General features: G+C 44.7%; 16 protein-coding genes. 4 read left to right on the top strand and 12 right to left on the bottom strand.

From position 1 onward, the window contains the following. Positions 1 to 68 precede the first annotated feature (68 nt). Positions 69 to 650 (bottom strand): YqhR family membrane protein, encoded by a 582-nt coding sequence (locus tag C1T21_RS13865; RefSeq protein ID WP_103048679.1) that lies wholly within the window; start codon positions 648 to 650, stop codon positions 69 to 71. Between the two features lie 285 nt (positions 651 to 935). On the opposite strand from C1T21_RS13865, the gene C1T21_RS13860 reads away from it, so the two are divergent. The 3 genes from C1T21_RS13860 (at position 936) to C1T21_RS13850 (ending at position 3,432) form a co-directional block, all read left to right on the top strand. Then, a complete protein-coding gene (locus C1T21_RS13860; protein WP_103048678.1) occupies positions 936 to 1,937 on the top strand; it encodes an ABC transporter substrate-binding protein in 1,002 nt (333 codons plus the stop codon). Positions 1,938 to 2,111: 174 nt separating this feature from the next. Beyond that, complete coding sequence (locus C1T21_RS13855) at positions 2,112 to 3,104, top strand: DUF1385 domain-containing protein (RefSeq protein ID WP_071641501.1); 993 nt, start codon at positions 2,112 to 2,114, stop codon at positions 3,102 to 3,104. A 7-nt stretch (positions 3,105 to 3,111) separates the two neighbouring features. Beyond that, positions 3,112 to 3,432, top strand: a complete 321-nt coding sequence (locus C1T21_RS13850) for a hypothetical protein (RefSeq protein WP_023989265.1) — start codon at positions 3,112 to 3,114, stop codon at positions 3,430 to 3,432. A gap of 117 nt (positions 3,433 to 3,549) precedes the next feature. Here the strand turns inward: C1T21_RS13850 and C1T21_RS13845 are convergent, their stop codons facing one another. The 3 genes from C1T21_RS13845 to mntR form a co-directional block, all read right to left on the bottom strand. Then, positions 3,550 to 4,539, bottom strand: coding sequence for a patatin-like phospholipase family protein (locus C1T21_RS13845; RefSeq protein WP_023989266.1), 990 nt, complete (start codon positions 4,537 to 4,539; stop codon positions 3,550 to 3,552). Positions 4,540 to 4,634: 95 nt separating this feature from the next. Continuing rightward, on the bottom strand, positions 4,635 to 6,371 hold the full coding sequence (locus tag C1T21_RS13840; RefSeq protein WP_103048677.1) for a family 10 glycosylhydrolase: 1,737 nt from the start codon (positions 6,369 to 6,371) through the stop codon (positions 4,635 to 4,637). Positions 6,372 to 6,507: 136 nt separating this feature from the next. Next, positions 6,508 to 6,933 (bottom strand): transcriptional regulator MntR, encoded by a 426-nt coding sequence (gene mntR, locus C1T21_RS13835; RefSeq protein WP_007430946.1) that lies wholly within the window; start codon positions 6,931 to 6,933, stop codon positions 6,508 to 6,510. A 251-nt stretch (positions 6,934 to 7,184) separates the two neighbouring features. Between mntR and splB the strand changes: the two genes are divergently transcribed. Continuing rightward, positions 7,185 to 8,249 carry a spore photoproduct lyase gene (gene splB / locus C1T21_RS13830; protein ID WP_103048676.1) on the top strand — a complete coding sequence of 355 codons (1,065 nt, stop codon included), beginning with the start codon at positions 7,185 to 7,187 and terminating at the stop codon, positions 8,247 to 8,249. Here the strand turns inward: splB and C1T21_RS13825 are convergent. The 8 genes from C1T21_RS13825 to adhE all read right to left on the bottom strand — a co-directional run bounded on the left by C1T21_RS13825 (position 8,242) and on the right by adhE (position 21,048). Then, positions 8,242 to 8,958, bottom strand: coding sequence for a cytochrome c biogenesis CcdA family protein (locus C1T21_RS13825; protein ID WP_180984595.1), 717 nt, complete (start codon positions 8,956 to 8,958; stop codon positions 8,242 to 8,244). The genes splB and C1T21_RS13825 overlap by 8 nt on opposite strands. Positions 8,959 to 9,124: 166 nt before the next feature. Beyond that, positions 9,125 to 11,143 (bottom strand): methionine--tRNA ligase, encoded by a 2,019-nt coding sequence (gene metG, locus C1T21_RS13820; RefSeq protein WP_103048674.1) that lies wholly within the window; start codon positions 11,141 to 11,143, stop codon positions 9,125 to 9,127. A gap of 413 nt (positions 11,144 to 11,556) precedes the next feature. Next, a complete protein-coding gene (yidD, locus tag C1T21_RS13815) occupies positions 11,557 to 11,847 on the bottom strand; it encodes a membrane protein insertion efficiency factor YidD (RefSeq protein ID WP_061829057.1) in 291 nt (96 codons plus the stop codon). Position 11,848: 1 nt separating this feature from the next. Continuing rightward, on the bottom strand, positions 11,849 to 12,340 hold the full coding sequence (locus C1T21_RS13810) for a Fur family transcriptional regulator (protein WP_013310843.1): 492 nt from the start codon (positions 12,338 to 12,340) through the stop codon (positions 11,849 to 11,851). A 253-nt stretch (positions 12,341 to 12,593) separates the two neighbouring features. Next, complete coding sequence (locus C1T21_RS13805) at positions 12,594 to 14,816, bottom strand: copper amine oxidase N-terminal domain-containing protein (RefSeq protein ID WP_103048673.1); 2,223 nt, start codon at positions 14,814 to 14,816, stop codon at positions 12,594 to 12,596. 219 nt (positions 14,817 to 15,035) lie between these two features. After that, positions 15,036 to 15,794, bottom strand: a complete 759-nt coding sequence (gene pflA, locus C1T21_RS13800) for a pyruvate formate-lyase-activating protein (protein ID WP_013310845.1) — start codon at positions 15,792 to 15,794, stop codon at positions 15,036 to 15,038. Between the two features lie 51 nt (positions 15,795 to 15,845). Then, positions 15,846 to 18,107, bottom strand: a complete 2,262-nt coding sequence (pflB, locus tag C1T21_RS13795) for a formate C-acetyltransferase (protein ID WP_103048672.1) — start codon at positions 18,105 to 18,107, stop codon at positions 15,846 to 15,848. A gap of 328 nt (positions 18,108 to 18,435) precedes the next feature. Further along, on the bottom strand, positions 18,436 to 21,048 hold the full coding sequence (gene adhE, locus C1T21_RS13790; RefSeq protein ID WP_103048671.1) for a bifunctional acetaldehyde-CoA/alcohol dehydrogenase: 2,613 nt from the start codon (positions 21,046 to 21,048) through the stop codon (positions 18,436 to 18,438). Positions 21,049 to 21,255 lie beyond the last annotated feature (207 nt).

Below are 21,255 nucleotides of genomic sequence, written 5' to 3'. Positions count from 1 at the left end.
CCCCTCTGTCAAATAACCAAATGCTATTTTAACACAGGGAATAGGCGCTTGAGAAGTTTTTGTTACGTTCAGTCCTCAGCTTTCTCAGGCTCGCGCTTTCTTTCATCCGTATACTCGACAGCAACGGTATATCCGATAAATAGTCCCCACAGCATAAACACACAAATTTCCGTATATAAGGAATTCCATGTTAACCGATTAGGAGCATTCATCATCCCTAGCTTAGGACCTGTTAATACAAATAAAACAACCCACCAAATCAGGCCATATACAATTCCGGGTAAAGGGCCCTTAAATCTGCGCAGCAACAGAGTGTACACCAGTGAAGCTACGACAGATAATGCAATAAAAAACAGTAGCCCTACCAGATGCCCCGCCATGGTGTTCATAAACGAATGCTTGAAAAAAGGCTCTGCGAGAAAGCCAGGTGCTACTACGGTAAAGTGCAACTTATAAAACAGCCAGCGCAGCAATCCCCAGAGCAAACCCGCAAAAAAACCCAACTCAAGTGCAAAAGGAATGAGAGGCGTATGTATTTTGCCTGACTGCTGCCTGCCTCTACCACTGTCGTTATGATTACGTTGATCCTGAGATTCGCGAGACTGCTCCTGTTCATGGCCTATCTTGGGTATAGAGTAGGTTTCACTCATGTTGTTTAATCCCCTTTCAATATGCAAACTTTTTCCATGGTAAAGACTATTGCAATCGGAAATGCATGTACTTCCATCGGATTCTGCATTCCCATTTTGCTAGGTAGTATGCTCAAAAGGAGAATCGTTTAACAATGAACCGGAATGCAGAATAATAGCAGCTTACCAGTTAAGCGTTCGGACCCGTTTTTTTCATTGACAAAATTTCAATCCTCTATCATAATATAATGATGAAAATGATAATCATTATCATTTTCTAAAAAATATACACGGGAGAACGCTTCTATGAAAAAGGGACTAATTGGCATTTTATTGTTAATGGTTTTTACGCTCACTCTGGCAGGTTGCGGAGCAGCCGACAAAGCATCGAATAAAGATCAGGCACCCACGTCGGGTAGCAAACCGACTGACACAGCGACCGGTCCTGTGACGGTAAAGCATAATCGTGGTGAGATCACGCTCAACAAGCCCGCACAGCGTGTCGTAGTACTGGAATGGACATTTACAGAGGATTTGATTGCATTGGGCGTTCAGCCGGTTGGTAATGCTGACAATGCCAACTACAAGGTGTATGTGACACCGGAGGCGGCTCTGGACAGCAGCGTGGTCGATGTCGGTACGCGTAACGAGCCGAACCTGGAGGCGATTGCTGCATTGAAGCCGGATCTGATCATTTCCAATGTTGATGGGAATGAAGCTATCTATGATCAACTCAAGGCCATCGCTCCGACGATCGAATATAATCTGAACGATGGTAACGGCTACGATCATGATAAAATGGTAGAAATTTTTAACAGCATCGCAGTCGCTCTTGGAAAAGAAGACAAAGCTAAGCAGGTGCTTGCCGAACTGGATCAGCATTATGCTGAAGCCAAAGAAAAGCTCGCCGCTGCTGGCAAGTCGGATTATCATTATATACTGACACAGGCTTTCACTTCGCAAAATGCGGCCAGCCTCCGTATGTTTTCGGATAACTCAGTCGTCGTGGCAACACTAGCGAAGATCGGTATGATTAACGATTGGAAACCGAGCAAAGTTGAACAGTATGGCTTTTCAACAGTAGGCATTGAAGCTCTGTCTGCCGTTCAGGACAGTAACTTTATCTATATTGTGCAGCCGGACGATAATGTTTTCGGCGAACCCATGAAAAATAATTCGGTCTGGAACGGTCTGAATTTCGTTAAAGAAAAACGTACCTACTCACTGAGCGGTACGACATGGACGTTTGGCGGCCCTCTCTCTTCAAAAGGGCTGGTTGACCAGGTTGTCGGGGCGATTACGCAATAGGTTGTTTCCGATATTCATTCGGTTTTATAATGATTAGCATTTATGTGAGCAGTTTGACGCTCCATAAATGCTTTTTTTATAAGCCTGTGGTTACACCAGTTTCATCTAACTAGATATTCCCTTCCAAATTCGATACAATATACAAAAAAGCATGTATTAAGAGAGGTGAGACGGTTGTCACAAGCATCCAAGCCTGTGAGCTACGGCGGTCAGGCAGTCATTGAAGGTGTCATGTTCGGCGGCAAGCGTGTCAATGTCACGGCAGTTCGCCGCAAAACTGGCGAAATCACATATTTGGAAGTACCACGCAAGGAGCAATCCTGGGTATCCAAATTCCGCAGAATTCCTTTATTGCGGGGGATTGTAAGCATCATCGACTCCAGCGCTAAAGGTACCAAGCATTTAAACTATTCAGCCGATGCGTATGCTGATGATGAAGTAGATCCGGAGGAACGCGCTGAGCAAAAGAAAAAAGAAGAATCTCGCTGGAGTCTGAGTATGATGATCGGTGTGGCGGCGGTCGGTATTTTGTCATTCCTGTTTGGCAAAATTGTATTGACTCTCGTTCCGGTTATTGTAGAGAATTTCCTGTTCGGTAGCTTGTTTCACAGCCAAATTTTGCATAACCTCGCAGAAGGAGCTATTAAGCTGATTCTGTTACTGGCTTATTTGTGGGGTATTTCCCAAACTCCGTTAATTAAACGATTGTTTCAATATCACGGTGCAGAGCATAAAGTAATTACAGCATTCGAAGCTGGGGAAGAACTAACTCCGGCCAATGTGCAAAAATACAGTCGTCTACATTACCGCTGTGGTAGTAGTTTTATTATGCTGACTGTGATTATCGGGGTGCTTGTCTATTCCTTATTTACCTACGATAATCTGTGGGAACGTATGGGGCAACGGCTTTTACTACTTCCGATCGTACTGGGGCTTTCTTTTGAATTTCTCAAGCTGACCAATGCCCTTCGTGAAATTCCGGTACTTCGTTATTTAGGTTACCCCGGTCTGTGGCTGCAACTACTTACCACCAAAGAACCGACTGATGATCAAGTGGAGGTATCTATTGCCTCATTTAAGCGTATGCTTGAATTGGATGCTGAGTTGGAAAATGTACCTGTAAAGGAGACCTTCAACAGTCCGGTCCTTGATCCTGTGAAAGGATGAGTGAATAATGAACAGACATGCCGTTATTTTCTGGCTTACCCTTGCTTTGGGTGCATATGGGATTGTGGATATGCTATGGAGAGGAAGCTGGGGCTTTCTCATGAGTTTACTAATTCCCGTCCTTGTTTTTGCAGTTATATTTCTGCTATACAAATACCTGCCAGGACAACGTAATCGTACTCCCAAAATCAAACCCTCTGTGCGTACCATGGCCAAAACAGCCAACGCACGTAAGCAGCAAACTACAGGCAAGCGCAAAGCGTATCCTTTTCATGTGATTGAGGGTTCCAAGGGAAAAAATGAAGAAGAACAACCTAAATATCATTAATGATAATCATCCTTTAAAATGTAGCACAAAGGAGCCATCACCCGCGTATTCAAATATGACCGGGAAGAGGCTCCTTTTTTACACCCTTTTAAATTAACTTTAACTGCAAGTAAGTGTTTATTTCATAGCGTACATGGTATCCTTCATCAATTGATACTTGCTATACTGCTGCTGGTAAGAAGTGATGCTCCATTTGTGGAAAAAAGCATCCCCTGCCTGCACACCGGAAGCATACAACAAATCACTTTGCTCTGTAGAAATGTTAAATTGTGCAGTGCGGATACCCAATGTTGGAATCTTAATCGTCCGATACCGATTCTCCTGCTCAATATATCGCTCATCATGTGCTGATAGCATGGTATCAAAAATAGCCTGCAGCATGGTCAATGGACCCCGTATATAAGAAACTTTGGTCTCCGTACCCGTTTTGCCCACCATTTGAAACCCTACCGTTGGAATCGTTTTGGCCTCACGTTCATTTACAGGCTCATCAAAAAGCCACAAAGGCAAATTGCTTAGTAAAGCCCCATCAACTACAAATACAAATTGCTGAGAAAAAGTCTTTCCCTTGGCAAGTGCAGAATCAAGCCTTAACATAACGGGATCAAAAAAATAAGGGATACTTGTGCTCATCCGAATGGCTTTAGCTACCTCCAGTGAAGAGGGATTGATACCAAAACGTTTGATATCCTCAGGAAGCACCAGAATGCGTCCATTCGTGATATCTGATGCAATAATGCGCAATTTGCCAGGAGGTAAATCCGCGAACGTACGCACTCCCTTAGCTCGTAACAGCTCACGTACCCAGTGCTCCAGTGCCTCCCCTGAGTAGAGCCCTTTTTTAAGAAAGATACGGGCTGCTGGTCCAACCCACTTAATATTGAACACTGGAGAACGTCGTAACAACTTGACCAAGGGGGTTTTCTCAATTACGGCTTTCATTTCATCCGCAGAGTATCCCGCAGCCAATAAAGCAGCTACAATAGCACCTGATGATGTACCTGCCAAACGATTAAATACAATTCCATGCTCCTCCGCAGCCTTAACTGCACCCGCCAGCGAAATTCCCTTAACCCCTCCACCCTGGAACACAGCATTGATCAGCATAGATCAAAAAACCTCCGTTCTCTTGGGAGTAAGCAGTTCTACTGCTTATCTATGAGAACGGAGGCCCAAATAGAACCTATATGATCCAATTTATATCACATTTGATAATAATTTTGAAGAAGCTGAATGAGTCCATATGGATTTTTACGCAAATGCTGTGCACTAAAGTAAATATCCCCTTTGACCTGTTTATAATCTTCGTTCAGTTCAAGCTGCTTAATTAGCTCTTGAGCCGTTTGCCAGCCCTTTTCAGGGGTGCCGATCTTATAAGGAGAATGACCGATATACAGCTTAACATCTGAGTTTTTGACCTCATTGGACCACCATGCGACAAGCTTGTCATATCCCGCCGCCGGGAAACCGATACTCCAGTAAATTTGTGGAGCTACATAATCAATCCATTCTTTGTTAATCCAGGTTCTTACATCCGCAAACGTCGTATCATACGCTGTAACGCCTGCCTTCGTGTCTGAACCCGTTAAGTCCTGAGATTTGTTACGCCATACCCCAAAAGGGCTAATTCCAAATTGAACTTTCGACTTGCTGGCATGAATACTTTTGCTCAAATCGCGAACAAAATTGTTCACATTATCTCTCCGCCAGTCGCCCTTGTTAGAGATTTTGTTGGCATTATATGCTTTGAAGGTCGCATCATCATCAAAAGTCCCGCTGTAAGGATAAAAATAATCGTCCAAATGGACGCCGTCAATATCATATCCGTTCACGACCTCCATAATCGCCGCAATGACATGCTGACGTGCAGCCGGAATTCCTGGATTGATGTACAATTGGCTACCATTCTTAACAATCCAGTCTGGATGTTGATTAGCCACATGATTTGCAGCCAAGCCGCTGGTTGTTCCTGTAGAATTCGCACGGAACGGATTAAACCAGGCATGGAATTCCATGCCTCGCTTATGCGATTCGCTAATCATAAATTTCAAGGGATCATAGCCTGGATTTTTACCTTGGGTGTTGGTCAAATACTTGCTCCATGGTACGAGACTCGACGGATAGAGCGCATCGCCGCTGGCACGAACCTGAACAAATACCGCATTGATGCCCATCCCCTGCAAATCATCGAGCATTTTAGTAAACTCCTGCTTTTGCTTCTCGGAGCTGCTTCGGGCAGCAGAAGAAGGCCAATCACCATTAATGGTGGAAATCCATGCCCCACGCATGGAAGTTGAAGCCTTTACCTGAACCACATTTGCCTGTGAAGAACTTGAACCGTCCTCACTAGTAGACGGTAAAGTGACAACCGCCTGCTCATCATCGATGGCTCCCTGATCTGTACTTACACTGTCCTGATTGCCAGATACAGACGTATCTGATATGGAGCCGCTGCTTCCCGCAGAAGTGTTCCTGCCAGTAGAGACACCTTCCTTACCACTGCTTAACGTAATGACTCGCTCTGAAGCTTGCCAATCCACTTTTAATCCCAACTCTTCCCCAACAAAACGCAGTGGCACCATGACTCTCCCGCTTGTCATACGAGCAGATGCATCCAGTCGAACTGACTTGCCATTCACCGTAGCGCTTTGTGCACCGTTCTCCATAGATATATTTTTGTTCTGTGCTGTAATCGTTACCGTACCGGACGATTCCGACCAGTTGACCTGAGCGCCCAATCCCTCACTAATCACTCGCAAAGGGACCATCGTAACATTGGCTCCCTGTACAATATACGGTGACGCGTCACTTTGCAGGGACTGTCCGTCCAATATAATTTCAATATCACCAGTTGGAGCTGCTTGAACTCCAGGAACGATGGCAGTCTGCACTGCTAAGAGTAGACCTGCAGCCAATGCCACTATTTTCTTTCGATTCATATTATTACAATCCTCCGCTAACCCTGTTAATTTTAACCCCTATCTTGTCCTGCTATATAATGGATAGACGCTAATAACCGGATATTTGTTGCGGTCGGGACAAATAAAAAAGCATCGTCCATAAGGACAGATGCTTTTAGGAATCCCCACTCAATTCCTTGTGTATATCATGAAGCTGGCGTAAGCGATCTTCATCCCGGCGAAAATATTCGACCAATGTTTCGATACGGGTGATGGAATCCCAGCTCAAATGATGCTCAATACCTTCCACATCTTTATATATCAGGTCCTTGTCAACCCCAATCATATCCAGAAATTGCTCTAATAACTGATGGCGATCAACCAACCGCTTGCCGACCTTTTTCCCTTTCGGTGTCAAAATCAGTCCCCGATACTTCTCATATACAAGATAATCGTCCTTATCCAACTTCTGAATCATTTTGGTGACGGACGAAGGATGCACCTCTAACCCCTCTGCGATATCCGAGACACGAGCATAGCCCTTCTCATCAATCAGTTGGTAAATGCGTTCCAAATAATCTTCCATGCTTGGCGTTGGCACTTGTTTCCCTCTTTTCTGTTATTGAACGGGCGCTTACCGCCTTCATTTCCTGCGTTAAACCTACTATGTAATGATACATGTTATCATTGCCCATTGGCAAGTCTCATCCCTTCACTCACAGCTATTGCCACGATTTGTTCAATTTAAGCCGGGCACACTAATCTCGTCGTCCTGTATCGTTTATTTCTGCGGCAATATGTTAAAGTTGGACACCAGAGCACTGTGGATTTATTTCGAAAGGAGCGTTAGCCATGTCAACGCTTGAGCGTACTCCTGTCCAAATCAGAGGAACCAAGCCATTTTTGCCTGACCTGGTGTTTTTTGAGCCAGACGCACTGAATTATCCCAAGGGCCAGCGTATTATGGATTGGGTTAAAGCCAAGGATATTCCGTATCGGATGACTACCTCTCACAACCGAATTACCAATTTACCAGGTGAAACTGAAGTTGAAAAGTACCGAATGGCAAAAAAAACTTTGGTAGTCGGTATCCGTAAAACGTTAACTTTTGACCAATCCAAGCCCTCTGCCGAATACGCCATCCCCATTTCGACTGGTTGCATGGGGCACTGTCACTACTGTTATTTACAAACAACCTTGGGAGCAAAGCCGTATATTCGTGTATATGTCAACACTGACGATATCTTATCAGCAGCTAAAGCTTATATCGAGGAGCGTGCGCCTGAAATTACCCGTTTTGAAGCAGCTTGTACCTCCGATCCGGTTGGTTTGGAGCATTTCACCGGAACGCTTGGAGACTTGATTCGTTTCATGGCAGATGAGGAATTTGGTCGTCTGCGTTTTGTTACTAAATATCATCATGTTGATCCATTGCTGGATATTAAACATAATGGTCATACTCGCATCCGCTTTAGCATTAATTCCGATTATGTTATTAAACAGTTTGAACCTGCAACTTCACGCTTCGAGGAACGTATTGAAGCCGCGGGCAAAATCGCACGAGCCGGTTATCCACTGGGGTTCATCATTGCACCCATCATCTGGTATGACGGCTGGGAAGAAGGCTACGGCGAGTTGCTGCGTAAATTGGGAGAAACCTTGCCCCAGCATGCTACAAAAGATTTGACGTTCGAATTAATTCAGCATCGCTTCACCAAAACATCCAAAGCTGTCATCGAGAAACGTTATCCGAAAACCAAGCTGGAGATGGACATAGAGAAACGCAAGAAAAAATGGGGCCGCTGGGGACAAAACAAATATGTTTATCCCGATGAACAGCAAAATGCACTACGAGAGTTTATCACAGAGCGCATTTTTGAACATTTCCCTTTAAGTCGTATTGAATATTTCACATAACTAACATCCAATCTGGGGTAATCTGTTGTAAAAATAGCGTTACATCAGTCATATGATCCGTTACCAGTAAAATGCCAGTGATAACAAGTAGTATTCCACCTGTTTTGATTAGGATGGAGGTATAGCGAGAGGATAGTCGAACAGAGCCTGCCAGCAAAGCTAATATAAAAAATGGAATCGCAAAGCCAAGCGCATAGCCTGTAATCAGCTTGAACCAAATGTGATGCTCTACTGCCGCCAAAGCGATAATAGCTGTTAGCATGGGACCGATACAGGGCGACCAGCCTGCCGCAAACCCAATTCCGATCACAAAGGAACCGGCGTACCCGGCAGGCTTCCATGTCCAGCGAAGCTTATGCTCCCTCATTAGAATCAAAGGACGCACCACACCAAGAGATACCAGTCCCATTAGTAAAATAAGTAACCCTGCTACCACTCTTAGCGTATCCCCATAATTGGCAAACCATTCTCCAAGCAACCCGACACTTGCACCCAGTGAATAGAAAACGACCGAAAAGCCCAATACAAAAGCAAGCGTATGTCCCATCGTACGATAACGAACCTCGGCCTTGTGCCGTCCTTCAGCCAGTTCACGCGCAGACATCCCTGTCATATAGGATAAATAAGATGGATACAGCGGTAAACAACACGGTGAAAAAAAAGAAACCAGTCCGGCTACGATCGCCAACCCGGCGTTGATATTTGTCATCATCATTTCCCCCCACCTGTCTTAAATGAACACGAGCAAACAAGCCCTGCCTACTAAAACATACGTATAGCGGGAGCAAAATATGATGCAAGCCAAAAAGCGCATGCCCAGGAAGAATGATTCCCGGACATACGCTCATTACGTTCTTTTATTTTTACATAGCGTACTACTTTACAACTGCACCATTCGGCATACCTTCCGGTACGGTGGCCAGCGTAAGCTGATCTCCATGTGATGCTGCCAAAATCATACCTTGCGACAGCTCTCCCCGAAGTTTTACTGGCTTAAGATTGGTCACACAGATCACCTTGCGCCCAATGATATCTTCAGGCGTATAAAACTTCGCAATCCCTGATACTACTTGCCGCTGCTCATAACCAAGATCAAGTTGGAGCTTCAACAGTTTATCGGCCTTCTTCACAGGCTCGCAGGCGACGACCTGAGCAACGCGCAGTTCTACCTTGGCAAAATCCTCAATGCCAATCTCTTCCTTTGCCTCCGGGGCTTCCTGGCTCGCCTCAGATGCATTTTGCGGTTGAACTTGTGCTGTAGCTTCTTCCGGTTTCTTCCCCCCAGTCATTGCTTCCACGATAAAAGCAACCTCTTGCTCTGAATCCAGACGCGGGAAGATCGGATTACCTTTGACCAGCTGCGTTCCTTCCGGAATACGACCAAACTGCTTACCGCTATCCCATGTAGTCAGCTCACCTTGGCTAATACCAAGCTGTTCCCAAATTTTATGAGGAGCACGGGTTAAGAATGGCTGGAGTAAGATGGAAGCGATACGCAAGCTTTCTACCAAATGCAACATAACCGATGCCAATTCGCGACGTTTTGCCTCATCCTTAGCCAAATTCCATGGTTGCGTCTCATCAATATACTTGTTGCTGCGGCTAATAAATTGGCTAATCGCCGTTAATGCCACGGAAAACTCCATGTTTTCCATGGCTTCTTCTACTTTGCTATAAGTCGATGTTGCCATGTCTTCCAAAGCTCCGTCGAATGCTGTTACATTCGCTTCATAAGCCGGAACCTTGCCATCAAGATATTTATCTACCATCGCCACGGTACGATTCAATAAGTTGCCCAGATCATTTGCCAAATCCGAATTAACTCGATCTACAAAACTTTCTGGTGTAAATGTTCCGTCTGCCCCAAAAGGCACCTCGCGCAGTAAGTAGTAACGAAGTTGGTCCAGACCATAACGGTCAATCAACGTCACCGGGTCTACAACATTGCCTTTAGATTTCGACATTTTACCGTCTTTCATGAGCAGCCAACCATGTGCAAATACTTTTTTAGGCAACGGAAGATCCAGCGCCATCAGCATGATCGGCCAATATATCGTGTGGAACCTTACAATCTCTTTACCTACGATATGCACATTTGCAGGCCAGAATTTATCATACAACTCGGTATTGGAAGAGCCATAACCCAAGGCTGTGATGTAGTTGGAAAGTGCATCAATCCACACATACACGACATGCTTCGGATCCCCCTTCACCTTAATGCCCCAATCGAAGGTAGTACGTGATACAGCCAAATCCTCCAGACCCGGCTTGATGAAGTTATTGATCATCTCTTTTTTACGTGATTCCGGCTGGATAAACTGTGGGTTCTCTTCATAAAATTGCAGCAACCGATCAGCATACTTGCTCATACGGAAAAAGTAACACTCTTCCTTGACCAGTTCTACAGGGTGTCCACTATCCGGGCTTTTTCCTCCAGCCACATTGCCTTCGGCGTCCTTCACCACGTCAACCAGCTGAGTTTCTGTGTAGTACGTCTCGTCAGGGATGCTGTACCAGCCTTCGTATTCTCCCTTGTAAATATCGCCTTGCTTCAGCAAACGATCAAAAATTTCCTGTACGACAGCCTTATGACGTTCCTCCGTAGTACGGATAAAATCGTCATTGGAAATGTCGAGCTTCCGCCACAGTTCTTGAATACCTGCCACAATATCATCTACGAAACGTTGCGGCGTTTTGCCTGCTGCACTCGCTTTCTGCTCAATCTTCTGACCATGCTCATCCGTTCCTGTCAAATAGCGCACTTCATAACCACGTAGCCGCTTGTACCGGGCCATTGCATCTCCCGCAACCGTCGTGTAAGCATGACCTATATGTAGCTTGTCGCTCGGATAATAGATCGGAGTCGTAATGTAAAATGTGTTCTCATTGGACATGTGTGTTGCCTCCTGTTTTGTTCACGGCAGCTCGATAAGATCTGCTGACATGATGGTACTCCAATTCATGAATTTGGCACAAATTGGGCACAAAAAAGACCCCGCCCCTATGGGACGAGAGTCACCTCACGCGTTACCACCCAATTTTCCTGTATCCTCGCAGACTACAGGCTTCACCGGTCACATCTGACCGCCCATTAACGCTGGAACACGCCTCCCCCTTACGCTTGCCTCCCAAGCACTAATAACTGTGGCAAATACGCTCGAAAAAGGTTCCTCCAGGACCATATTCAGGCTTCGCTCCAGACCGGTTTGCAGCTAACCCCGGCTCTCTGTACTGGGCGGTTTACCCTACTCATCCCTTCGCAGGAAAACAATATTAACCAAAATATAACCAAATCCGCATAGCGCTGTCAAGTAAGACCCTTCTTGGAGTGGGTAGCCAAACGATCTTCGCTAGACCTATCTGTTCCCTTCTTTGCAGGAGGGACCAAATCTACGCCGCCCGGATGAAAGGGATGGCACTTGGCTATACGCTTAGCAGCAAGCCATGAACCTTTGAGCGCACCATGCACCTCTACCGCCTCCAATGCGTACGCCGAACACGTTGGATAGAACCGGCATGTAGCCGGCTTTAACGGTGAAATATAGGAACGATAAAACTTAATCGGAGCCTGTACCACTCTGCGTGTGGTGATTTTCATTTCAGTAGCCCCCGTGGCTGTGAGTGTGACTGCTCGTCTGTCTGAATCCCCCATCCGAATTACTGTCAGTATGCCCATTCTTCTGTTGACAATCTTTGCAATAACCAAAAATTTCAAACTTGTGCTCGACGATTTGGAATTGATCCGTTGTATCCGTCATTTGCATTGGGCAAAAAGAAATCGGTAATGTTTTCTGACAGCTCAAGCAAATCATATGGTGATGGTGATGATGCTCATTACAGCTCACCTTAAACTTCATTCCATCCTCAAAAGATACTTGTTCCAGCACACCCAATTCCTGCATTACACGCAGATTACGATAAACCGTATCAAAGCTAAGTCCACTGTACTTCTTACCCATATATTCATAAACGTCTTTGGGGGACAGATACCCTTCATTCTCGGAAAATAACGTGGCCAACGTCTTGCGCTGATCTGTAATACGCAGCCCCTGAGCGGACATTGTTGCAATAATTTCATCCTTTGTCAGCATGCGTTTCACCCTCCCCTGTCTGTAGTTTCAGGTTTTCTGATGCAGGCTTAGGCTTGCATCTATTTATTATACCACGATTAAAGTCAATATTATAAGAGATATTCGTATCTATACATAAGAAAAAGACGCTCTCCGGCGCTACGATTAAATTCGCAGCAGGAGAACGCCTATATTCTGCAAGTGACATCGACTTTTAAACGGTGAATGACGAGACCCAAGGTCTAAGCCGGTAAACAGCACCGGTTATTTCATATTAATTTTTAATAGCTGGCAAAGGCATAACTACTACGGAAACCGGCAAGTTACTTCCTGCAGCAGCAGTGAAATACATCTCTACACTTTCCTCGATATGCCCTGTGCGATACAGCACACTCATCTCATTTGGAGCCCATACTGCGCCGTTCGTCGGGATACCCACAACCTGATTGTTTACCATCGCATAGCCGGAATATTCGCCTCCACGCGGGTTGAACGTAATCAGTGAATACGGCGCTACATGATCCAATTTAACTTTATATACAACACCAAAATTACCGGCATTGGAAGCAGAAGAGCCGTCCAGACCGTCCGTACCAATCAGGTTCGGATCTACCTTATTATCACCAAGAACGATACGTTGAGCTGTTTTACCAACCTCTTCGGTATAATTGAGCGTGATATCCGAATTAGCATACGTTCCACGGTTATGAATACCGTCCTTAGGCAGTTTTGCCAGAGTAGGCAACACAGTTAACGGATCTACATTTGCATCTAACACAATTACCGTGTATTGAATAGGTTGATCCGTATACAAATCGGATAACAAAGATATGACCTGTTTTTGCTTGATTTTTTGTGCATTCAAATCCTCTAAAATAATGCGGCTTTCGCCAGGATTTAGAACTGTGCTAGAACGCTTGCTTCCATCCTGCATGGATTGAAAATATCGTTGAATTGAGACTTTACCCGCAGCCGTGGCAAATTCAGATGGTCCAGCAAAACCAGAATTTTCGACATTCATGTTGGCAGGAGTAATATTGTTGTTGGTCGCAATCACGTACATTTTCACATCTCGACCCGTTTCATTCACATGATGGACGAGTATGCGCGTGCTGCCTGATCCGGTTTCCTGATACACAATTCCGTCCTGAAATACACGTTCCGGGCTGTTAGCACGGATCAAAAGACGCGGAGAAGATGTACTAGTCAAAGGAATGGTAGCCATGGTAGGCACCTGACTGCCGTCTACTGTATATTTATCACCATATGGTGTGAAGATTTTATTGAAATCATCTTCGTTGTACAGCAATTCATTCGTAATTTTAATTGTTTCACTTTTGGTACCTGTTGCGCCGTGCTTATCAGTCACGGTGAGTGTGATTGTTACATCACCTGGTTGGAAGAAGGCAAGTTTCTTATTCTCCCAATCACGCTTAGTGATAGCATTCTCATCATCTGTACTCAGGTCGGTAATGGTGATTTTCTCACCCATTTTGTACTCTTTTTTATCAGTTGTAAACAGAGCCACTGGCGGTTGATTTGGTGGTCTTACTGTAATTGTAACTGAGTAAGGATCACTCCAGTTCCCAGCAGAGTCAAGAACAGAATAGGTAACTACATATGTACCCGGCTCCTGAAATACGTCCTGCTTACCTTCCCAACGTTGGTTCACAATCGGAAGACCTGTAGGAGAAGATTCCTTCGTCAAATACGTAACTTGGGTTTCGCCCGCATAGATATCTTTTTGTTGAACCGTGAAGGAAGCTTTAGGTTTCTGATTCAAATCCATGATAACTTGTTTAGTCGTATTATTCACAGTATAAGGAATATTTAAGGCCTGTGTAATCGAGGTCAATGGCACCATAAATACGTTCTTTTGCTGAAAAGCCGGTCCCTTCATTTGTCTGGCTTCACCGTTAACCGTATAAACCTTGCTGTCTGTTTTGAAGCGCATGACATTTGTTCCTTGTGTGATTACGGTTTCTTTGGTGGCAGTGTCATAACTAAACTGCAATCCGACACGGCTGACAAGTGAACGGATAGCTACATAGGAAACTCCGTCCTTCACGGTCATCGGCTGAGTTGCTGTGTACACCTGTCCGTTTTGTTCCATTTTCGCGCTGTTTAAGTACAAAATCAATTGATTAGCACCCATGGATGTTGGAGCTCCACCAGGATTGGTGATCGTTCCGTCTCCACCGTATACATCATTGGAAACGTTCGATCCGTTGGTTGTATCCGTAGGCAGGCCAGTCAATGGATCATTGGATACGCCTGTGTTATTAGGTGTCACCGTGTCATTTTGTGTGCTAGTTCCATCTTGATCTCCGATGCTATTCTGAACGCCTGAATCAGCAACATTGGCCTGAGCCTGCTGTGCGCTAACCGAATCGGTGGATTGAACGGTTGTTGATGCTGCTTCTGCTCCTACAGGGGCTACTGCGGCCACCTGAGCTACCGCAAGGGCGGTGAGCATGGTCCATTTCTTGAAATTCATTGTCTGTCTCCTTCTATCACCAAATTATTATCATTCCCGTAAAAAGTCATACTATTAGACGCGTCAGTTGTTAAAAAGTTTCTGGAAATTTTGCTGATCATGAAAAAAGGGGAACTTTCTCCTGTGACTGCAAAAAATTCAACAACAAAAAACCGCCGCCCATCTGACCTGATGTGGCGGCGGCTTCATTACTAGGAAATAGCTTTTGAGCCATTTACATTATGATGGACGACAGACAGCATTCTTTCCTGCAGTCTCCAGACGACCCTCTTCAATGAGTCGGTATGCACGTTGAACTTCTTCATCTGTAGGAGATGGAACTCCCTCCAACGGATACTCCTTACCAAGCATTTCCCATTTGTAAACACCCATTTGATGGTAAGGTAAAATTTCGAATTTCTCGACTCCGTTCAACGTTCCGATAAACCGTCCCAAATTCAATAAATCTTGCTCGTCATCATGAATACCCGGTACAAATACGTGTCTAATCCACATTTTGCGCCCTTGCTCAGACAACCAGCGAGCCGTACTCAGCATACGGTCGTTAGACTTGCCTGTAAGCTTAATATGCTTGTCATTGTCAATATGCTTAATATCCAGTAGCACCAAGTCTGTTACGTCCAGCAGTTCATGGATACGGCCCGCGTCATTAAATCCGTTACTGTCCAGTGTCGTGTGCAAATTCCACCGACGTTTCACTTCTTTGAACAGCTCTGCGACAAAATGAGCTTGCAGCGTCGGTTCTCCACCGGATACGGTCAATCCGCCTCCTGAAGAACGGTAATAGGCTAAATACGGCTCAATCTCAGCCAATACCTCCTCCAACGTCATCGGATTACCTTCATTCAAGGCCCAAGTGTCCGGGTTATGGCAATATTGACATTTCAACAAGCATCCTTGCATAAAGAGCACGAAGCGGATGCCGGGACCATCGACGGTCCCGAAGGTTTCCAATGAGTGTATGTGACCTTTCAACATGTTGCATCATCCTTCCCGCATCCGCTATGCGTGCGTCATTGTAATACTTATTTACATTGTACCGTGGAAAGTACGGTTAATAACATCCAATTGTTGTTCACGAGTCAGCTTGATGAAGTTAACGGCATAGCCGGAAACACGAATCGTAAGCTGTGGATAGTTTTCTGGGTGCTCCATTGCATCCAACAGTTGTTCGCGAGCAAACACATTGACATTCAGATGATGTGCGTGGCTTCCAAAGTAGCCATCCATCATCGAAACAAGGTTTGTTTTACGTGTTTCTTCTTCTTTACCCAGTGCTTTAGGCACGATGGAGAAGGTGTTCGAGATACCATCCAGACTGTGTTCATAAGGCAATTTGGCTACGGAACTCAGAGATGCCAAAGCACCTTTTTTATCACGGCCGTGCATTGGGTTTGCCCCTGGTGCAAACGGTTCGCCTGCTTTACGTCCATCCGGTGTTGTACCTGTTTTCTTACCGTACACCACGTTGGAAGTAATAGTCAGTACAGATTGAGTAGGAACCGCATTACGATAAGCTTTATGCTTGCGAATCATGCTCATGAAGCTTTCTACCAGTTCCACAGCGATGTTATCTACACGGTCATCGTTGTTACCATAGCAAGGATATTCGCCTTCGATTTCAAAGTCAACGGCAATCCCTTTTTCGTTACGGATTGGTTTAACTTTTGCAAATTTAATGGCACTCAAGGAGTCGGTAGCAACTGACAGACCCGCAATACCACAAGCCATGGTACGGAGAATATCACGATCATGCAACGCCATTTCAATGCGTTCGTAGCTATATTTATCATGCATGTAGTGAATAACATTCAAAGTGTTCATGTACAGTTTTGCCAACCATTCCATCATAGGTTTGAAGCGGCTCAACACTTCTTCATAATCCAGAACTTCACCTGTAATGGCTGGGAATTCAGGCCCTACTTGAACGCCAGATTTTTCATCTTTACCACCGTTAATTGCATACAGCAGAGCTTTAGCCAAGTTGGCACGAGCACCAAAGAATTGCATTTGCTTACCGATTTTCATTGCCGATACACAACAAGCAATACCATAATCGTCTCCATAAATTGGACGCATCAGATCGTCATTCTCGTACTGAATGGAGCTAGTTTCAATAGAAACTTTCGCACAATATTTTTTGAAGCCTTCAGGCAATTTTTCCGACCAAAGTACAGTCAGGTTCGGCTCCGGTGCAGGTCCCAGATTGTAGAGGGTGTGCAGGAAACGGAAGCTGTTTTTAGTTACCCGAGTTTCTCCAGTTACGGACATACCACCAATGGACTCAGTAACCCAAGTTGGATCTCCACTGAATAGTTCATTATAGTCAGGTGTGCGCAAGAACTTAACAATACGCAATTTCATAACAAAATGATCGACCAGTTCTTGAGCTTGTTCTTCTGTCATTGTACCCTCTTCCATATCACGTTGAGAGTAAATATCAAGGAAGGAAGATACACGTCCTAAGGACATTGCTGCACCATTTTGTTCTTTGATTGCTGCAAGATATCCAAAATATACCCATTGGAAAGCTTCTTTCGCATTGTTAGCAGGTTTTGAAATATCAAAACCGTGCTCAGCAGCCATTTGTTTCAGTTCATTCAAAGCACGAATTTGTTCGGAAATTTCCTCACGCAGACGAATTACGTCTTCTTCCATGGAATCAACTTCAAGGCTTTTCAGTTGCAGCTTTTTATCTTGGATCAAGAAGTCTGCACCATACAAAGCTACACGACGATAGTCACCGATAATACGACCACGACCGTATGCATCAGGCAGACCAGTAATGATACCAGCTTTACGGGCTGCTCTCATTTCATCTGTATAAGCGTCAAATACACCTTGGTTGTGAGTTTTACGAATATGAGTGAAGATATCAATGATACTTTCTGGTACTTCAAAACCATAGGCTTTACAAGCGTCGATCATCATCCGAATTCCACCAAACGGCTGCAAAGAGCGTTTGAATGGAGCATCTGTTTGTACACCGACAATTTGCTCTTTATCCCGGTCTAGATAACCCGGTTTATGTGAAATAATAGTGGATGGCGTATTCACGTCTACATCAAGCACGCCGCCGTTTGCCAACTCTTTTTTGGTAAGATCGGATACAATATCCCACAATGCAGTTGTGTTGGCGGTAGGACCAACCAAAAATTCTTCATTGCCAACATAAGGTAAGATATTAGTTTCAATAAAATCGTTGACGTTGACTTCTTTAGTCCATTTGCCTTTTTTAAAACCTCTCCAGCCAGATTGTTGCTCTTGTAATTCTCTCTCAATCACCGACATGTAAATCCCTCCAAATTGTTTGGTCTTCCGGACTTGTGATTTTTTTCACGATAAAGCTATTTCTTGAGCCCGGCCTGTTCACCGATGCCTTACGCTCAGTGTCGGGACCTTTCTTACACCCTTATTGTAGAATAATGATAGAGTGTAGTATGTGATAAAAATCACAATATGAGTGATTTTTATCACTTTATTTTCCCTAGCTTCACGCCTATATCCTTAGCCTTGCCGTTCACCTCCCTTCCCAAACCAACAGGCCCTCTATATAGAGAGCCTGCATTGGTATTGAACGAGAAAATGCTTTTTCACAAGTCTCTTCGTACCTATTATATTATTGGTCAAAACGTCCGTAGAAGGCATTGCGATAGACATCAGCCAACTCCGTAACCAGCGGCAACTTCGGATTCGCAGTTGTACATTGATCTTCAAAAGCGCGGTCAGCCAGATAGTCTACACGTGATTCGAAATCCTTCGCATCGAAACCGATTTGTTGGAACGATTCCTCGATACCAAGTGTTTTGTTCATCTTACGGATTGCTTCGATCAAGCTGTTAACCCCTTCTTCGGTGGTGCGTGCAGGCAGTCCCAATATGCGCGCGATTTCTGCATAACGCTCATCCGCAACAAAGTGCGAATATTTAGGGAACGAAGCAAATTTTGTCGGTTTTTTCGCATTATAGCGAATGACGTGCGGCAGCAAAATGGCATTCGTGCGGCCATGCGCTGTATGGTATTGTCCACCCCATTTATGTGCAAGACTGTGGTTAATGCCCAAGAATGCATTAGCAAACGCCATACCAGCAAGGGTGGAAGCATTATGCATTTTTTCACGAGCCAGCTTATCACCGGTCAGAGCCGATTGTTCTAGGTATTGGAATACCAATTGAATGGCTTTAATCGCCAGACCATCTGTGTAGTCATTAGCCATTACGGACACGTAAGCCTCGATAGCATGTGTCAGAACGTCCATACCTGTGTCCGCTACAGCTGTTTTAGGCAGCGAATATACAAACACTGGGTCAATAATTGCCACATCAGGAGTCAACTCATAGTCAGCCAGCGGGTACTTCGTGTTGCCCAGGTTTTTGTCCGTAATTACTGCAAACGATGTAACTTCGGAACCTGTACCCGAGGTTGTAGGGATCGCTACAAATTGTGCTTTTTGGCCCAGACGTGGGTACTTGTAAATCCGTTTACGGATATCCATGAATTTTTGTTTTAAGTTATTGAAATCAGTATCTGGATATTCATAGAACATCCACATGCCTTTAGCCGCATCCATTGGCGAACCGCCGCCCAGTGCGATGATGCAATCCGGTTGGAAACGTCTCATCATTTCTGTACCACGTTCTACCGTAACTGTCGATGGATCTGGCTCTACTTCAGAGAACACTTCGATAGCTACCGGTGTTTGGCGTTGATGCAGATAATGAATAACACGATCTACATATCCCAGTTGTACCATCATAGGGTCCGTGATAATGGCTACACGTGTGATATCAGGCATTTTAGCAAGATACTGTGTCGAGTTTTTCTCAAAATAGATTTTGGAAGGTACTTTGAACCATTGCATATTCACCGTCCGTTTCGCCACCCTTTTCACATTAATCAAATTGACTGCCGATACGTTCGACGAAGTCGAATTACGACCGTACGAACCGCAACCGAGTGTCAACGAAGGAAGGTTGGTGTTGTACATGTCGCCAATCGCACCATGTGTGGAAGGTGCATTTACAATGATACGTCCTGTTTGCAGACGGTTTGCGAAGCGAGCGATAACGTCCTCATCGTTCGAATGAATAGCGGACGAGTGGCCCATGCCCCCGAATTCCACGACTTCAGCAGCGCGCTGAATACCTTGTTCCGCATTTTTTACTTTATAGCAAGCCAATACAGGACTCAATTTTTCCGCAGACAATGGGAATTTTGTTCCTACACCTTCAATCTCAGCGACCAAAATTTTAGTTCCTGCTGGTACTGTGATACCACTCATTTCAGCAATTTTCACAGCAGACTGCCCGACGATTGCTGGGTTCACTGCACATTTCTCGACATTCATAGCTCCTTGAGTGAGCTTAGCTGCTTCTTCTTTATTTACAAAATAGCAGCCGTTAGCGATCATCAATTTTTTCACTTGTTCGAAGATTGGCTCTTCGATAATAACCGCTTGCTCGGAAGCACAAATCATACCGTTGTCAAAAGATTTAGAGAGGATGAGATCGTTCACGGCCTGCTTGATGTCTGCTGTTTTTTCAATAAAGCAAGGCACGTTACCTGGGCCTACACCCAGAGCAGGTTTACCGCAGCTATATGCCGCCTTAACCATGCCTGATCCACCAGTTGCCAGAATCAGCGCCACATCAGGGTGGTTCATCAGTACATTGGTCTTATCCATCGAAGGTGCTTCAATCCATTGAATACAATCAGCTGGAGCACCATGTTTAACAGCTGCTTCGAGCAAGACGCGGGCTGCTTCCGCACTACACGATTGAGCAGATGGATGGAAACCGAAAATGATTGGGTTACGTGTTTTAATGGCAATCAACGCTTTGAACATCGTAGTCGAAGTCGGGTTTGTCACTGGAGTGATCCCCATGATAATGCCGACTGGCTCTGCTATCTTTTGAAAACTGTCAAAATCATTGTCCTCAATGACACCGACGGTTTTTTCATTTTTGATACTATGATAGATATATTCTGTTGCAAACATGTTTTTGGTGATTTTGTCCTCGTACACACCGCGTCCTGTTTCTTCAACAGCCAACTTCGCCAGGTACATGTGTTTATCCATCCCTGCGAGTGCCATAGCTTGTACGATTTCGTCAATCTGTTCCTGATTCATACTCATGAAAGCTTGCTGTGCCCGGTTTCCCCGGTCAATCAGCGTTTGAATATACTGCTCTGCGCTTTGCTCTTTTTGGATAACCTCGTTTTTAACAGCCATTTCCCTCATCCTCCTGTTATCTCGTGTACTATCTCTTGTTCACGCACTGATCGTAACACAGCTTTTCAAGATATATTGTGATTTTTTTCACAATCTATTTAAAATTTTATTTTATGAAGTGAATTAAATCACAAAGTTTGGAATTCTGCCACTTTTACCCCCTCTTCTTGCCCCAAAAACTCATTGCACAGGTATATAATGAATTTG

Source organism: Paenibacillus sp. F4, from assembly GCF_002894905.1.
Classification (GTDB): Bacteria; Bacillota; Bacilli; order Paenibacillales; family Paenibacillaceae; genus Paenibacillus; species Paenibacillus polymyxa_B.
Note: the sequence above shows the minus strand (reverse complement) of the source record. Positions and strands in the feature narration are given on the sequence as shown.

Coding starts and splice junctions, on each gene's coding strand:
- C1T21_RS13840 (WP_103048677.1), bottom strand. CDS start 6,371: ATGAATCGAAAGAAAATAGTGGCATTGGCTGCAGGTCTACTCTTAGCA.
- C1T21_RS13850 (WP_023989265.1), top strand. CDS start 3,112: ATGAACAGACATGCCGTTATTTTCTGGCTTACCCTTGCTTTGGGTGCA.
- C1T21_RS13810 (WP_013310843.1), bottom strand. CDS start 12,340: ATGCTGACAAAGGATGAAATTATTGCAACAATGTCCGCTCAGGGGCTG.
- pflB (WP_103048672.1), bottom strand. CDS start 18,107: ATGTCGGTGATTGAGAGAGAATTACAAGAGCAACAATCTGGCTGGAGA.
- adhE (WP_103048671.1), bottom strand. CDS start 21,048: ATGGCTGTTAAAAACGAGGTTATCCAAAAAGAGCAAAGCGCAGAGCAG.
- C1T21_RS13825 (WP_180984595.1), bottom strand. CDS start 8,958: ATGACAAATATCAACGCCGGGTTGGCGATCGTAGCCGGACTGGTTTCT.
- metG (WP_103048674.1), bottom strand. CDS start 11,143: ATGTCCAATGAGAACACATTTTACATTACGACTCCGATCTATTATCCG.
- yidD (WP_061829057.1), bottom strand. CDS start 11,847: ATGAAAATCACCACACGCAGAGTGGTACAGGCTCCGATTAAGTTTTAT.
- C1T21_RS13865 (WP_103048679.1), bottom strand. CDS start 650: ATGAGTGAAACCTACTCTATACCCAAGATAGGCCATGAACAGGAGCAG.
- C1T21_RS13860 (WP_103048678.1), top strand. CDS start 936: ATGAAAAAGGGACTAATTGGCATTTTATTGTTAATGGTTTTTACGCTC.
- pflA (WP_013310845.1), bottom strand. CDS start 15,794: ATGTTGAAAGGTCACATACACTCATTGGAAACCTTCGGGACCGTCGAT.
- C1T21_RS13845 (WP_023989266.1), bottom strand. CDS start 4,539: ATGCTGATCAATGCTGTGTTCCAGGGTGGAGGGGTTAAGGGAATTTCG.
- splB (WP_103048676.1), top strand. CDS start 7,185: ATGTCAACGCTTGAGCGTACTCCTGTCCAAATCAGAGGAACCAAGCCA.
- C1T21_RS13805 (WP_103048673.1), bottom strand. CDS start 14,816: ATGAATTTCAAGAAATGGACCATGCTCACCGCCCTTGCGGTAGCTCAG.